Genomic DNA, 13,505 nt, shown 5'->3' on the forward strand with positions numbered 1-13,505 from the left:
CTGATTCAAGAGTCGGTTTGAGCAAACAGGTGGCTGGCCAGCACGGAACCCAATCACTATAGTCACTGTATCTATAAGTGATAAATATTGTTTTCCGCTGGTTATCATCTAAAAAAACTATGGTTGGTTTATGCTGGACTTGAGATTGCTGCGTTTCTTCATCGCCATCTATGAAGAGAAGAACATCACGGCGGCGGCCGAGCGCTGCCACGTCAGCCAGCCCTCCCTCTCGGCGGGACTGCGCCAGCTGGAAGAGGCGCTCGGTGACAGCCTGTTTGTCCGGGGCAAGAAGGGGGTGGTGGCGAAAGATCCGGCCCACTATCTCTATCCCCACGCGGTCAAGCTGGTGGAGGAGGCGCGCCGTTTGCCGGAGCTGTTTCGCCAGAAAGCGACGCGTGCGAGGCTCAATATCGCCATCATGCCGGACTTGAGTCGCCGTCGGGTGGCCGGGCTGTTGCAGCAAGTACAGCGCGTGTTGCCGCAGCTGGATCTCACCCTCTCCGACTACGCCACACCTGCCGACTGCCGCTTGACGCTGGATGCCTTGCGCCGGGAGGACGAGATCTTCCTGCCGCTGTGGGAGGAGGATTACGTGCTCTGCGTGCCGGTCGACCATCCCCTGGCCAGCCGCGAGAAAATTGAGCTGGCCGAGCTGCAACATTATGATTTTATTGAGTGCCCACCCTGTGAAGCTCATCAACAGACCATAGGTCTGCTGGCCTGTGACCGGCTTACCCTCAATCTGGTGGCCAAGGCCGAGAGCAAGGGGCTGGTGATGGCGCTGGTGCTGGCGGGGGTCGGCATCAGTTTTCTGCCGGACGGGCTGGTCGAGGATGAGGCGGGGCTCTGTACCCTGCCGGTGAGCGGGCCGCGGATGTTTCGCCGGATTGGGCTCTGCTATCCCGCTCACCAGACCCTCAATCCGGCGCTGCGGGAGCTGATCCCCGAGTTGGCAGGCTATGGCGCTTCCTGATAAGGTCGCTCTCCTGTGCACCTTTACGATGCAGCTCCCCAGACTCCCCTTTTCTGTTTACCTCGTCTTGCACCGCAAGGCTTTGCTCGGGTGATGTGGTCATGAAACGCATTCTGGTTATTTTTTCCCATCCCGCGCTGCAGAGCTCGCGGGCCAACAAGCAGCTGTTGCAGGCGATTGAGGGGCTGGAGGGGGTCACGGTTCACGACCTCTATCAGCACTATCCCGACATGTTTATCGATGTGAAGCGGGAGCAGGCGCTGCTCTGTGAGCACGACATCATCGTCTTCCAGCACCCGTTTTACTGGTACTCCTGCCCGGCCATCATGAAAGAGTGGATGGATCTGGTGCTGGAGTATGGCTATGCCTACGGCCCCGAGGCTCATGCCCTCAAGGGCAAGCAGTGGCTGAGCGCCATCACCACGGGCGGGGCGCCGGAGTCCTACTGCAGCGAGGGGTATAACAGCCGACCGCTGCTCGACTTTCTGCTGCCATTTCAGCAGGCTGCCACCTTGTGCGGCATGAACTGGCTGCCCCCTTTCGTGCTGCACTCCTTTCACAAGATCAAGGATCCCGCCGCCCTGCGCCGCTGTGGACAGGATTACCGCCAGCTGCTTTGCGCCCTGCGTGATGATCTGCTGACCCCGGAGCAACTGGCCGGGCGTCCTTATCTGCGCGACTTGCTGGAGGTGCTCTGATGACACACGGGCAGCTTGTTGGCCGAGCTCATGAGCCGGATCAGATGTTCATGCGGAGGGCCGACTGATGGGCCACGGGATCCTGTTTGATGCCTTTATCTACCTCTCCGCCGCCGTCATCGCGGTGCCGCTGGCCAAGCGCTGGGGGTTGGGCTCGGTGCTCGGCTACCTGCTGGCGGGGATCATCATAGGCCCCTTTCTGCTGGGGCTGGTGGGGGAGCAGAAGGATGTGATGCACTTCGCCGAGTTTGGCGTGGTGCTGATGCTGTTTCTGGTCGGTCTTGAATTGCGTCCGGCCCTCTTGTGGCAGCTGAAGGGGCCGATCCTCGGCACCGGCGGCCTGCAGGTGCTGCTCACCACGGCGGCGCTGACCGGCGTGGCGCACCTGATCGGTCTGCCGCTGCAACAGGGGCTGGCCATCGGCCTCATTCTGGCGCTCTCTTCCACCGCCATCGTGTTGCAGAGCCTGCAGGAGCGCAAGCTGATGCAGAGCGAGAGCGGTCGCTCCGCCTTTGCGGTGCTGCTGTTTCAGGATATTGCGGTCATTCCGATCTTGGCGATCCTGCCGCTGCTGGCCATGGCGCCGGTCGCCAGCAATGGTGGCTCTGAGCTGGCGGGTTGGCAGCATGGCCTGCTGGTGGTCGCGGCCATCTCCGGCATCGTGCTGGGTGGCCACTACCTGATGCGGCCGGTGTTTCGTGCCATCGCCCAGTCCCATATGCGGGAGATCTTCGTCGCCGCCGCTCTGTTGCTGGTGATCGCCATCGCCGTGTTGATGGAGTCGGTGGGGCTTTCGCCCGCTCTCGGCTCTTTCCTCGCCGGGGTGGTGCTGGCCGACAGCGAATATCGCCATGAGCTGGAGGCCGACATAGAGCCGTTCAAGGGCTTGCTGCTCGGCCTGTTCTTTATGTCGGTGGGGGCGGGGATCGACTTCGGGCTGTTTGCCGAGCACCCCTTCCTGATACCAACCCTGGTCGTTGGCCTGATGGTGCTCAAATGGCTGGTGCTGATGGCGCTCGGCTTCGTCTTGCGCATCTCACCGAGTCAACGTTGGACCTTCGGGCTGGCGCTGGCGCAGGGGGGCGAGTTTGCCTTCGTGCTCTTCTCGTTTGCCGCCCAGAACCGGGTGCTGCCCGGCGAGACCATCTCGCTGCTGACGCTGGTGGTGGCGCTCTCCATGGCGCTGACGCCGCTGCTGCTGATCCTCAACGATCGGGTGATCCAGCCCTGGTTCGATTACCGTAACCAGAGCGACGCACCGCAGCATGAGCAACCTGAGCTGGTGGAGCATCCGGTGATCATCGCGGGCTTCGGCCGCTTCGGTCAGATCGTGGGGCGTCTGCTGCACGGTCACGGCATCGGCACCACCATCCTCGAGCAGGATGCCAGCCAGATAGAGACCCTGCGCAAGTACGGTTATCAGGTCTTCTATGGCGATGCCAGCCGGATCGATCTGCTCCATGCCGCAGGGGCACACAAGGCGAAGCTGCTGGTGCTCTCCATCAACGATCCGGCTACCTCGCTGGCGGTGATCGAGATGGTGCAGAAGCACTTCCCGCACCTGAAGATCCTGGCGCGAGCGCTGGATCGACCCCATGCCCACGAGATCCTGCGCCACGGGGTCGAGAGCGTACACCGGGAAACCCTGGGTTCGGCAGTCGATCTGGGGGTGGAAGCCCTGACCCAGCTCGGTTTTCGGGCCAACCAGGCCTGGCGGGCGGGGCAGACCTTCAAGCAGCACGATAACTGGCTGTTGCGCGAGCAGGTCAACTATCTGGACGACGAACACACTTATATCAACAAGAGCCTGCAATACCGGGAGATCCTCTCCGATCTGTTGCAAGACGACGAGGAGGGGCAGGAGCGTATCCATGCCCACAACTGGAACAGCGGGCTACCCGACGACGACAAGGAAGCAAAATGATTGCCTATTACCCCATGTTCAAACACCTGCATATGACGCTCGCGCTGGTCAGTCTGCTGCTCTTTATCTATCGCTGGAGTCTGGCGCTTGCTGGCAGCGATCGGTTGCAGCAGAAGTGGCTGAAGATCCTGCCGCATATCAACGACACCTTCCTGCTGCTGTTTGGTGTGTTGCTGGCGGTGGCCTTGCAGTTGAGCCCGGGTCAACAACCCTGGCTGATGGCCAAGCTGGTTGCACTGGTGCTCTATATCGGTCTGGGTGTCATGGCACTCAAGCGCCCGGCCCGCGGTCAGAAGCTGGTGGCCGGTGTGGCAGCGCTTGCGGTGTTTGGCTACATGGTCGGTGCGGCCATCACCAAGTCAGCCTGGTCGTGGCTGATGTGAGCAAAAGGGGAGAGTCATGCTCTCCCCTGAAATCATATTCTGAGATGAATTAATTAATCGGAGTTTTATGCTGACAATAAATCACAACATAGAACTTTCATTTGAGGGATTTTTGGCTAATTTTAGCCTCTAGCGGCTCCTTTTTTGAGTGCATTGTCTTTGAAAATCAATTGTTTAGTGTGTTTTGTATGAAAATGGCGACAGTTGTCGCAGCAAAACTTGCGACATAGACTGTCGCAAGTCACGACTAGCATACAGTCAACGCTAAACCAGTGAAGGCAAGCACCATGAGCAAGAAGCTGTTACGACAACTGACCTTGGCGCGTTGCATCCCGCACCGCCCTTACAAGCTGACCGCCAGCCAACTCCAGGTAAAACTGGAAGAGGAAGGTATCCACGTCAGTCTGCGTACCGTGCAACGGGACCTGGAGGAGATGTCCGGCATGGGACTGTTCGACCTCACCTCGGACGAGCGCAGCAAACCCCATGGCTGGTGCTTCGAGCGCCACGGCCTCAACGACTTTGCCAATATCATGCCGCTCTCGCTGGCGGTGGCCCTGAAAACCTGGAGTGATCAGGCGAGCCAACTGTTGCCGGCGAGTGTACTGACCGAATTGAACCCGCTGGTCGACAAGGCGAGCCAGGTGATCCGCGACAGCCAGAGCGAACTGGCCGAACGCTGGCTGGAGAGTGTCCACCAGTCACCGCGTCCGTTTGCCGGCAACCCGGAGATCCGCCGCAGCACCCTGATCCGCGATGCGCTCTGGCGTGGTCGCAAGTTCAGTGCCGAGATCCAGCGCGTGATCAAAGAGCGCACCGTATGGCTCTGCTACGACCGTATCAACCCGCTCGGCATTCTCAATCAGCCGGACGGTCCGATCCTGCTCTGCACTCTGTCCGAGCTGGATCCCAAGGTCTACGGCATCCCGTTTGACCATATCAAGAACGTGGAGCTGACCAACTTCAGCGCCACCCAGCCGAAGGATTTCAATATCCAGAAGCTGATCCGCGATCAGGGCTATCAGGATGTGAGCGGCCCGATCCGCTTCGTCGGCCGGATCGATGCCAACAGCCAGTCGCTGGTGGATAACCAGATCCCCGGCAACAATCCACGCATGACCCGCTATGACAAGCGCAGCGTGGTGGTGGAGACAGAAGTGCAGGACACCCCGGAGTTTCGCAGCTGGTTGAACAACATCGGCGGTGAACTGGAAGTGCTGGCACCGGAATCGCTGCGCAAGGCCTATCTCAATCCGGCCAACCGCTTGAGCTGATTAAAAATTGGAATGTTGAAGAGTCGAGCCTGGTCTCGGCTCTTTTTTTTGCGGTTTTTTTAAGCATATTTATTCAACTAATTTTTAAGTCTTAACGTCAGGATTGAACCGTTTTCCTGCCCCGTTTTCGGGGGCGAAACCCGTGTAAGAGATCTGCCATAGCGACTGTAAGAGGCTGGCGCTTTGAGCCGTACGCGAAGCCATGCCAGAATGGTCGAGCTTTCCCGTGAAACTAAATAACTAACTGATATTAAAGGGTTAGTTTTTAAGTTCGTTTTTTTAGATGGGAGCCGCATCGGATCTTTATCATCGGATGGCCCTTGTTCGGGGTGCGCATTTCCTTAGTATGGGTCTCACAAGGACGGAGCTGGTCCGGCAGGATGCAGGGCAGCGCATAAAGATGGAATAGTCCGCAGGATGTGGACAAGGGACACCTCAGGATGAGCTCGATAATCAGGATGATTATCGTCATGGATGAATAAAGGAACACCGCGGGATGCGGCAGGACTCTCTCGGGATGGGAGCAGAACGAACGGAACCTCGTTCTTCAGGATGAACAGGACCTCGCCGGATGCGAGAGGAATACTTCAGGATGAAGTGAGATAACCCGGATGGTTATCTGTCAGGAAGACGCAAGGAACCCCACAGGACGTGGTAATGGACACCTCCAGGATGGAGACAGGGAAGCAGTTCAGGATGAATTGCCAGGCCAGGAACGCCGCAGGACACGCCAACGGATTGGAAAGGGGATATTCCAAAGGATTAGGATAACGTCAGGGATTGCAGGGAGCATTGCAGTTCTACGGACAGGACGACACGACTCTAGGGGACGGCTACCGCCGTCCCCTTTTCTTTTATGGTTTGTCCGAGAGATTGCCGCGCTGGGCGGCGTTGACGATCTCTTGCAGGCGCTGACGAATGTCGACCATGCCAAACACACCAAAGATCAGCACAGTGACAAATTCGGCCTTGGTGACCGCGAAGTAGCGTTTGCAAGCTGCCTTGATCATGCTGGCCTGCAGCCAGTGCAGCAGGGCGACGATCACGCCGCAGACCGGCAGAAAGCCGTTGAGTTTGCCGGGCAGCGGGGCAATCAGGCTCACCAGCACGCCAAACCAGAAGAACAATATCAGCCCCATCGCCAACAGATTAAAGACCCGCTTCATTGTTTACCTCCCGTAGATAGAGTTGATAACAGACCTGACCTGCCTGCTTGTCCTTGAGTAGTTGCCAACTGGCGGGCAGCGCCAGATCGGCCATCTCCTTCTCCCGCTCCAGATAGATGAGGGCGTCCGGTGCCAGCCAGCCGCGCTGCTCCAGCAGTTCGCACACTTGCGGCAGCAGCTCGCGGCGAAACGGCGGATCGAGGAATACTAGGTCAAACGGCGTGGCCGGGCCTTGCAGCCAGCTCACAGCATCTGACTGGATCACCTGACCCTGACTGCTGCCGAGGGCGGTCAGGTTCTTCTTGATCTGGTCGGCGGCCCCTTTGTCCATCTCGATCAGGGTCACCTGCTCGGCATAGCGCGACAGCGCCTCCAGCCCGAGTCCGCCGCTACCGGCAAACAGATCCAGGCAGCGGGTGCCGCGAATGTGGGGGGCCAGCCAGTTGAAGATGGTCTCCTTGACGCGATCCGTGGTGGGTCTGAGCCCCTCCACATCCTTGACCGGCAATTTGCGGCCTCGCCACTGGCCGCTGATGATTCTTACAAAGCCCGATTTTCCTTGCGGGGCGGGACTCTTGCTCGGGTTGCTACGGCTGGATTTCACTCTGGGCATCGCGTTTCATCGTCAGAAAATAAAGTGGTAGTATAAGGCGGTTCATTTTTATGCCGACCCGCCAAGGGACGGCTATCTTAGCAGTCAGCCTTTGATGTGAGTATTTTTAGATGGCAAAAGGTTTGTTTTCCTGGCTGGGTTTCGGCCGCAAGAAAGAAGAGGCTGAGGCTGTCCAACCACAGACACCCCAAGCCACCCCCGTTACCGTTGAGCCCGAGGTCACTGCTACCCCCGCTCCCGTTTCCGATATAACTGTTTCCGATAGTACGCCGGCTGTTGCCCCCGAAGTGCCTGCCAGCGCACAGAATCCCGTTTTGCAAGATGATTGCTGCCTGCCGACCGAGCTGGACGATCACGGCCCGCTGGTGGTGGAGGAGTGCGCTTCCGATTTGGAGCCGGTGATCGTCAACGAAGCGCTGATCGCCGAAGAGGAGCGTGCCGCTGACGCCGCTCGCACTGCCGCCGAGGCTCGCGCCGCAGAAGAGGCCCGCATCGCCGCCGAAGCTCACGCTGCAGAGGAGGCTCGCATTGCTGCCGAAGCCCGCGCCGCGGAAGAGGCTCGCATTGCTGCCGAGGCTCGCGCTGCGGAAGAGGCTCGCGCTGCGGAAGAGGCTCGCGCTGCGGAAGAGGCTCGCATTGCTGCTGAAGCTCGCGCTGCGGAAGAGGCTCGCATTGCTGCCGAAGCCCGCGCTGCAGAAGATGCTCGTATCGCCGCCGAAGCTCGCGCTGCGGAGGAGGCTCGTATTGCCGCTGAAGCTCAGGCTGCTGAAGAAGCCCGTATCGCCAAAGAGGCCCAGCGCGCGGAAGATATGCGCCTGGTCGCCGCGATGGAGGCTGAGGCCGCCGCCCTGGCCGCTCTGCCGCTGGCCGCCAAGGTGGACGACGACACCCAGGACAAACCGCAGCGGGAGGGCTTCTTTGCTCGCCTCAAGCGCAGTCTGGTGCGCACCAAAGAGAATATCGGCTCCGGTTTCTTCGGCCTGTTCCGTGGCAAGAAGATCGACGATGAGCTGTTTGAAGAGCTGGAGACCCAGCTGCTGACCGCCGATCTTGGCGTCGACACCACCACCCGCATCATCGAAGGGCTGGTGCAGCACGCGGATCGCAAGCAGCTCAAGGATGCCGAGGCGCTCTACGGCCTGCTCAAGCAGGACATGGGCGAGATGCTGGCCAAGGTCGAGCAGCCGCTGGTGATCGACACCAGCAAGAAGCCTTACGTGATCCTGATGGTCGGCGTAAACGGCGTCGGCAAGACCACCACCATCGGCAAGCTGGCCAAGCAGTTCCAGGCTGAAGGCAAGAGCGTGATGCTGGCGGCGGGTGACACCTTCCGTGCCGCAGCGGTCGAACAGCTGCAGGTTTGGGGTCAGCGCAACAACATTCCGGTGATTGCCCAGCATACCGGTGCCGACTCCGCTTCCGTCATTTATGACGCCATCGAGGCCGCCCGCTCCCGCGGGGCTGATGTGCTGATCGCCGACACCGCCGGTCGCCTGCAGAACAAGAGCAACCTGATGGAAGAGCTCAAGAAGGTGGTGCGGGTGATGAAGAAGCTGGATGAAGAGGCGCCCCACGAGATCATGCTGACTCTGGATGCAGGCACCGGCCAGAACGCGCTGAGCCAGGCCAAGCTGTTCAGCGAGGCGGTGGGCCTGACCGGCATCACCCTTACCAAGCTGGATGGCACGGCCAAGGGCGGCGTCATCTTCGCGGTGGCCGACAAGTTCCAGATCCCGATCCGCTACATCGGGGTGGGCGAGGGGATCGACGATCTGCGTCCCTTCGTTGCCAACGATTTCATCGAGGCGCTCTTCAGCCGCGATGAATAAGTCCGGCCGCGATGAGTCAGCTCAGCCGTGATGAGTAAGTGTTCCATGCCCCGACTCCGGTCGGGGTTTGTCAATTTCAGGGAACCGTTATGATTCGTTTTGACAAGGTCAGCAAGGTATACAGCGGCGGCCATCAGGCGCTGCAAAAGGTCAGCTTTCACCTGCGCAAGGGGGAGATGGCCTTTCTGACCGGGCACTCGGGGGCGGGCAAGAGTACCCTCCTCAAACTGATCAGCGTGATGGAGCGCCCGACCGATGGTCGTGTCTTCTTTCATGGCGATGATGTCAGCCATATCCAGCGCAGCCAGATCCCCTATGTTCGTCGTCAGATCGGGATGATCTTTCAGGATCACCGGCTGTTGATGGACAGAACCGTGTTCGACAACGTGGCGCTGCCGCTGGTGATCGATGGTTACAGCCATGCGGACATCAACAAGCGCGTGGCTGCGGCGCTGGACAAGGTGGGGCTGCTCGGCAAGGAGCGTTACCAGCCGCGCATGCTCTCCGGTGGTGAGCAGCAGCGGGTTGGCATCGCTCGTGCCATCGTCAACAAGCCGCCGCTGCTGCTGGCGGATGAACCGACCGGCAACCTGGATCCTCAGCTCTCCATGGACATCATGCGGCTATTTCAGGAGTTCAACAATTTTGGGGTCTCGGTACTGATTGCCACCCATGATCTGGGGCTGATCGCGCGCATGCGCTATCGCACCCTGACCCTCAAGGCGGGCCGCATGTATTCGGCCGGGGAGGAGCTCTGATGGCTATCGTTCGTCATAAACAACCGCCGCTGCGCCGTCTGATGATGTACGGGGTTGACCATGTGCGGCAGGCGTTTGCCAGTCTCGGGGAGTTGTGGCGCAATCCGCTCGCCTCCCTGATGACGCTGGCGGTGCTTGGCGTCAGTCTGGCGCTGCCCTCTTGCTTCCACGTGTTGCTGAAAAACGCCGAGGTCGTGGAGGGGAGCTGGCAGAGCAGTTCCCAGATCTCTCTTTACCTGCGCAAGGATCTGCCGGAGCAGAGCATTCTCGATCTGCAGCACCGGATCCTGCTCTATCCCGAGGTGGATTCGGTCACCTACCTGAGCCGTGACGATGCGTTGCGGGAGTTTCGCGAGATCTCCGGCTTCGGCGATGCGCTCGATTATCTGGACAGCAACCCGCTACCACCTGTGCTGAGCGTCATTCCGGATCCACGCTGGCAGAACCCGGAAGGGGCCGCCGAGCTGCTCAGCAAGCTCAACAACGAGGTGGGGGTCGAGCAGGGCAAGCTGGATCTGCAGTGGCTGACCCGGTTGCAGGGGATCATGAACCTGCTGCGCCACACCATTACCGGTATCGCGGTGCTGCTGCTCTCCGCCGTGTTGCTGATCGTCGGCAATACCCTGCGTCTCAACATCCTCAACCAGCGTTCCGAGATCGAAGTGCTCAAGCTGGTGGGGGCGACCGACTCCTTCATTCATCGCCCTTTCCTCTATACCGGTATCTGGTTCGGGGTGATCGGCGGCATGCTGGCCTGGTGGCTGACCGAAGTGATGGTGATCTGGAGCGAAGGGGTGGTGAAGGAGCTGGCGGGCTTGTATAACAGTAACTTCCGGTTGGTTGGCATGGGGGCGGTAGACGGGATCAATCTGATCTTGCTGGGCGCCCTGCTGGGGCTGATTGCCTCCTGGTTCTCGGTCCATCGCCACATTCGCGACATCGAACCATCCTGATTACTTTGTCATCAAAGTAAATCGCTGGATTTTGAGAGGCGGATCAAGTAAAAGAGGGGCCGTTTCTGGCTTGGCCCCTATAGTCAGAGTATTCTGAATAACAATGATCTTCCGGATCTTCGCTAGATCCAGTGAACCTTCTGATTTATAAGCAGTCTATTAAAGCTGAAGCATTTATACGGGTGTGGCCCCTCTGCCTTGCTCGTCAGACTTGGCAAGCATGTGAAGGTTGCGAGCTCCGCAACAATGGACTTAGCATGCTACTTTTCGGGGGTCCTTCATTGTGACCCCCTTTTTTTTGACTGTTCATTCATGATTCATCCTGCAGGCTTAAGATAAGCCGGTCTAAAACTGGGCATGTTCTTTGATACACGCCGCAGAATGGCATCCGGTCAGTAGACAGACCCTCTCAGGGTGTTAGACTGATTCGATTGAAAAGTAAGAGGTAACAGATGGGAACTTCATTGCAGCGCACTATGGCTCTGATTCCGCAAGGTAGTCTGGAAGGCTATATCCAGGCAGTAAACTCTATTCCTGTGCTGAGCGCAGAGGAAGAGCGTGAACTGGCTGAGCGTTTGCAGCAGGATGGCGATCTTGAGGCTGCTCGTCAGCTGGTTATGTCGCACCTGCGCTTTGTCGTTCATGTCGCCAAGAGTTATGCCGGTTACGGCCTGCCTCAGGCCGATCTGGTTCAGGAAGGCAACATCGGCCTGATGAAGGCGGTCAAGCGCTTCGACCCGACGGTCGGCGTGCGTCTGGTTTCCTTTGCCGTGCACTGGATCAAGGCCGAAATCCACGAATATGTCCTGCGCAACTGGCGCATGGTCAAGGTGGCGACCACCAAGGCCCAGCGCAAGCTCTTCTTCAACCTGCGCAAATCCAAAAAACGTCTGGGCTGGCTGAACCACGAAGAGGTTCAGGCCGTGGCGGCCGATCTCGGCGTCTCTGCCGCTGACGTGACCGAGATGGAAGCGCGGATGGCCAACTACGATCAGGCGTTCGATCTGGTTGGTGACGATGAGGAAGAGGGCGGCTTCGCACCGGTTCACTATCTGGAGGACAAATCCTCCGATCTGGCCGCGACCATCGAGAACGACAACTGGGACGATCACGCGACCCGTCGTCTGAGCTCGGCCCTCGCCACTCTGGATGAGCGCAGCCAGCACATCATCCGCGCCCGCTGGCTCGATGATGACAGCAAGACCACTCTGCAGGAGCTGGCCGATACCTACGGCGTCTCTGCCGAGCGTGTGCGTCAGCTTGAGAAAAACGCACTCAAGAAGCTGAAAGATGCCATGGAAGCCTGATGCTTCCTCTCATAAAAACAGGGCCTGATGGCCCTGTTTTTGTTTCGCAGGGATCAGGTCGGCCTTGCTTTGGTTACCCTTGAGTGTGTTATGTTGCCGCCACTGCCACATTAGGGAGAGCAGAAGTGAAACTGTTGAACGACCTGTTTACCAACAACCGTGAGTGGGCCGAACGGATCAAAGCCGAAGATCCCGCTTTCTTTGCCACTCTTTCTGCCCAGCAGGCCCCCGAATACCTCTGGATTGGTTGTTCCGACAGCCGGGTCCCCGCCAACCAGCTGATGGGCTTGCTGCCGGGGGATGTCTTCGTCCACCGCAACGTCGCCAATCTGGTGGTACATACCGATTTCAACTGCCTCTCCGTGCTGCAATACGCGGTAGAAGTCCTCAAGGTGAAGCACATCATCGTCTGCGGTCACTATGGTTGCGGCGGCGTCAAGGCCGCGATGCAGAACCAGGAGCTGGGTCTCATCGACAACTGGCTGCGCAACATCAAGGATGTCTACTTCAAATATGGTGAAGAGCTCGAGGCCATCGAGGATGAGCACGAGCGCTTCGACTACCTGTGCGAGCTGAACGTGGCCGAGCAGGTTGCCAACGTCTGCCATACCACCATCATCCAGAACGCCTGGCGCAAGGGGCAGGAGCTGGCGGTGCATGGCTGGATCTACGGGATTAAAGACGGTCTGCTGCACGATCTCGATCTTTGCATCAGCGGCCCGGATCAGATCCCCGATGTCTACCGCGCCTGGCCGGATATGCGTCCGCCCCACCGTCGGCGCTAGGGAGCTTCATGGTGGCGCCAGCTCTCTATCTGCAGATCAAGCAGCACATTCTGGACGGGATCCGCGAACGCCACTATCAGGCGGGGGACAGGATCCCGACCGAAGCTGCCCTGTGCGAGCAGTTCACCGTGAGCCGGATGACGGTCAACCGGGCGCTGCGGGAGCTGGTAGCGGAAGGTTGGCTGGTGCGTACCGCCGGTTCCGGCAGCTTCGTGGCGGACAGGCGCACCGAGTCGCCGCTGCTGGCTATTCGCAATATTGCCGACGAGATCGCCGAGCGTGGCGGCCAATACAGTGCCCGGGTGATCCGGCTGCAGCGGCTGGCCGCCGACGAGAAGGTGGCGGTACAACTGGGGCTGCGGGTTGGCGCCCCCATCTTTCACAGCCTGATCGTCCATCAGGCCGATGGCGAGCCGCTGCAATTGGAGGAGCGCTTCGTCGATGCCGGACGCCTGCCTGGCTATGGCGAGCAGGATTTTACCCAACAGACCCCCAACCGCTATCTGATGGATGTCTGCCCCCTCTCCGAGATGGAGCACGTGGTGGAAGCCGTGTTGCCCAGCGCCGGTGAGGCGGGATTGTTGCAAATCCGCGTAGATTCCCCCTGCCTATTGTTGCACCGGCGTACCTGGTCGGAGGGGCATCTCGTCTCCTACGCCCGTTTGCTCTCCCCCGGTTCCCGCTACAAGCTCAGCTCCAAGACTCAGCTGGAGTGAATGTATATACAACTCGATTTTGCAAAGCCCACCTCCTGGTGGGCTTTTTTGTGCTTAAACTCTAAGTTTGATGCTGTTATCAGGATGTGAACACCGCTCTTTCTTTCGTCATAGAGATCGACTATA

General features: G+C 59.1%; 13 protein-coding genes. 11 read left to right on the forward strand and 2 right to left on the reverse strand.

The window, feature by feature from the left end; genetic code table 11:
• The first annotated feature begins 130 nt into the window (after nucleotides 1-130).
• The 5 genes from ACB035_RS15245 to ACB035_RS15265 all read left to right on the forward strand — a co-directional run bounded on the left by ACB035_RS15245 (nucleotide 131) and on the right by ACB035_RS15265 (nucleotide 5,252).
• Entirely contained in the window at nucleotides 131-973 is an 843-nt protein-coding gene (locus ACB035_RS15245; protein ID WP_101531251.1) for a LysR family transcriptional regulator, read from the forward strand.
• 101 nt (nucleotides 974-1,074) lie between these two features.
• Nucleotides 1,075-1,671 (forward strand): NAD(P)H-dependent oxidoreductase, encoded by a 597-nt coding sequence (locus tag ACB035_RS15250; protein ID WP_101531252.1) that lies wholly within the window; start codon nucleotides 1,075-1,077, stop codon nucleotides 1,669-1,671.
• A 67-nt stretch (nucleotides 1,672-1,738) separates the two neighbouring features.
• On the forward strand, nucleotides 1,739-3,595 hold the full coding sequence (locus ACB035_RS15255; protein WP_371167606.1) for a monovalent cation:proton antiporter-2 (CPA2) family protein: 1,857 nt from the start codon (nucleotides 1,739-1,741) through the stop codon (nucleotides 3,593-3,595).
• Nucleotides 3,592-3,978, forward strand: a complete 387-nt coding sequence (locus ACB035_RS15260) for a SirB2 family protein (protein WP_005339984.1) — start codon at nucleotides 3,592-3,594, stop codon at nucleotides 3,976-3,978. The genes ACB035_RS15255 and ACB035_RS15260 overlap by 4 nt, the downstream gene beginning before the upstream one ends.
• 287 nt (nucleotides 3,979-4,265) lie before the next feature.
• Nucleotides 4,266-5,252, forward strand: a complete 987-nt coding sequence (locus tag ACB035_RS15265; protein WP_005339987.1) for a YafY family protein — start codon at nucleotides 4,266-4,268, stop codon at nucleotides 5,250-5,252.
• An 854-nt stretch (nucleotides 5,253-6,106) separates the two neighbouring features.
• On the opposite strand, the gene ACB035_RS15270 is transcribed toward ACB035_RS15265, so the two are convergent.
• Together ACB035_RS15270 and rsmD are read right to left on the reverse strand one after the other, a co-directional pair.
• Nucleotides 6,107-6,418, reverse strand: coding sequence for a DUF1145 domain-containing protein (locus ACB035_RS15270; protein ID WP_005342853.1), 312 nt, complete (start codon nucleotides 6,416-6,418; stop codon nucleotides 6,107-6,109).
• Nucleotides 6,402-7,031: a 16S rRNA (guanine(966)-N(2))-methyltransferase RsmD gene (rsmD, locus tag ACB035_RS15275; protein WP_042081417.1), complete on the reverse strand. Its 630-nt coding sequence runs from the start codon at nucleotides 7,029-7,031 to the stop codon at nucleotides 6,402-6,404. The genes ACB035_RS15270 and rsmD overlap by 17 nt, the downstream gene beginning before the upstream one ends.
• A 110-nt stretch (nucleotides 7,032-7,141) precedes the next feature.
• Here rsmD and ftsY point away from each other — a divergent pair, with 110 nt between their 5' ends.
• From ftsY to hutC, 6 genes are all read left to right on the forward strand, one after another.
• Nucleotides 7,142-8,860 (forward strand): signal recognition particle-docking protein FtsY, encoded by a 1,719-nt coding sequence (gene ftsY, locus ACB035_RS15280; protein ID WP_371167607.1) that lies wholly within the window; start codon nucleotides 7,142-7,144, stop codon nucleotides 8,858-8,860.
• An 89-nt stretch (nucleotides 8,861-8,949) separates the two neighbouring features.
• Nucleotides 8,950-9,618 (forward strand): cell division ATP-binding protein FtsE, encoded by a 669-nt coding sequence (gene ftsE / locus ACB035_RS15285; protein WP_005339995.1) that lies wholly within the window; start codon nucleotides 8,950-8,952, stop codon nucleotides 9,616-9,618.
• Entirely contained in the window at nucleotides 9,618-10,571 is a 954-nt protein-coding gene (gene ftsX, locus ACB035_RS15290) for a permease-like cell division protein FtsX (protein WP_005339996.1), read from the forward strand. The genes ftsE and ftsX overlap by 1 nt, the downstream gene beginning before the upstream one ends.
• Nucleotides 10,572-11,023: 452 nt before the next feature.
• Nucleotides 11,024-11,878, forward strand: a complete 855-nt coding sequence (rpoH, locus tag ACB035_RS15295; protein WP_005339997.1) for an RNA polymerase sigma factor RpoH — start codon at nucleotides 11,024-11,026, stop codon at nucleotides 11,876-11,878.
• A gap of 125 nt (nucleotides 11,879-12,003) precedes the next feature.
• Nucleotides 12,004-12,663, forward strand: coding sequence for a carbonate dehydratase (can, locus tag ACB035_RS15300; RefSeq protein ID WP_005339998.1), 660 nt, complete (start codon nucleotides 12,004-12,006; stop codon nucleotides 12,661-12,663).
• An 11-nt stretch (nucleotides 12,664-12,674) separates the two neighbouring features.
• Nucleotides 12,675-13,379 carry a histidine utilization repressor gene (gene hutC / locus ACB035_RS15305; protein ID WP_144716013.1) on the forward strand — a complete coding sequence of 235 codons (705 nt, stop codon included), beginning with the start codon at nucleotides 12,675-12,677 and terminating at the stop codon, nucleotides 13,377-13,379.
• Nucleotides 13,380-13,505 lie beyond the last annotated feature (126 nt).

This window comes from Aeromonas sp. S12(2024), assembly GCF_041402305.1.
In the GTDB taxonomy this organism is placed as follows: domain Bacteria; phylum Pseudomonadota; class Gammaproteobacteria; order Enterobacterales; family Aeromonadaceae; genus Aeromonas; species Aeromonas veronii.

Coding starts and splice junctions, on each gene's coding strand:
- ACB035_RS15245 (WP_101531251.1), top strand. CDS start 131: ATGCTGGACTTGAGATTGCTGCGTTTCTTCATCGCCATCTATGAAGAG.
- ACB035_RS15250 (WP_101531252.1), top strand. CDS start 1,075: ATGAAACGCATTCTGGTTATTTTTTCCCATCCCGCGCTGCAGAGCTCG.
- ACB035_RS15255 (WP_371167606.1), top strand. CDS start 1,739: ATGGGCCACGGGATCCTGTTTGATGCCTTTATCTACCTCTCCGCCGCC.
- ACB035_RS15260 (WP_005339984.1), top strand. CDS start 3,592: ATGATTGCCTATTACCCCATGTTCAAACACCTGCATATGACGCTCGCG.
- ACB035_RS15265 (WP_005339987.1), top strand. CDS start 4,266: ATGAGCAAGAAGCTGTTACGACAACTGACCTTGGCGCGTTGCATCCCG.
- ACB035_RS15270 (WP_005342853.1), bottom strand. CDS start 6,418: ATGAAGCGGGTCTTTAATCTGTTGGCGATGGGGCTGATATTGTTCTTC.
- rsmD (WP_042081417.1), bottom strand. CDS start 7,031: ATGCCCAGAGTGAAATCCAGCCGTAGCAACCCGAGCAAGAGTCCCGCC.
- ftsY (WP_371167607.1), top strand. CDS start 7,142: ATGGCAAAAGGTTTGTTTTCCTGGCTGGGTTTCGGCCGCAAGAAAGAA.
- ftsE (WP_005339995.1), top strand. CDS start 8,950: ATGATTCGTTTTGACAAGGTCAGCAAGGTATACAGCGGCGGCCATCAG.
- ftsX (WP_005339996.1), top strand. CDS start 9,618: ATGGCTATCGTTCGTCATAAACAACCGCCGCTGCGCCGTCTGATGATG.
- rpoH (WP_005339997.1), top strand. CDS start 11,024: ATGGGAACTTCATTGCAGCGCACTATGGCTCTGATTCCGCAAGGTAGT.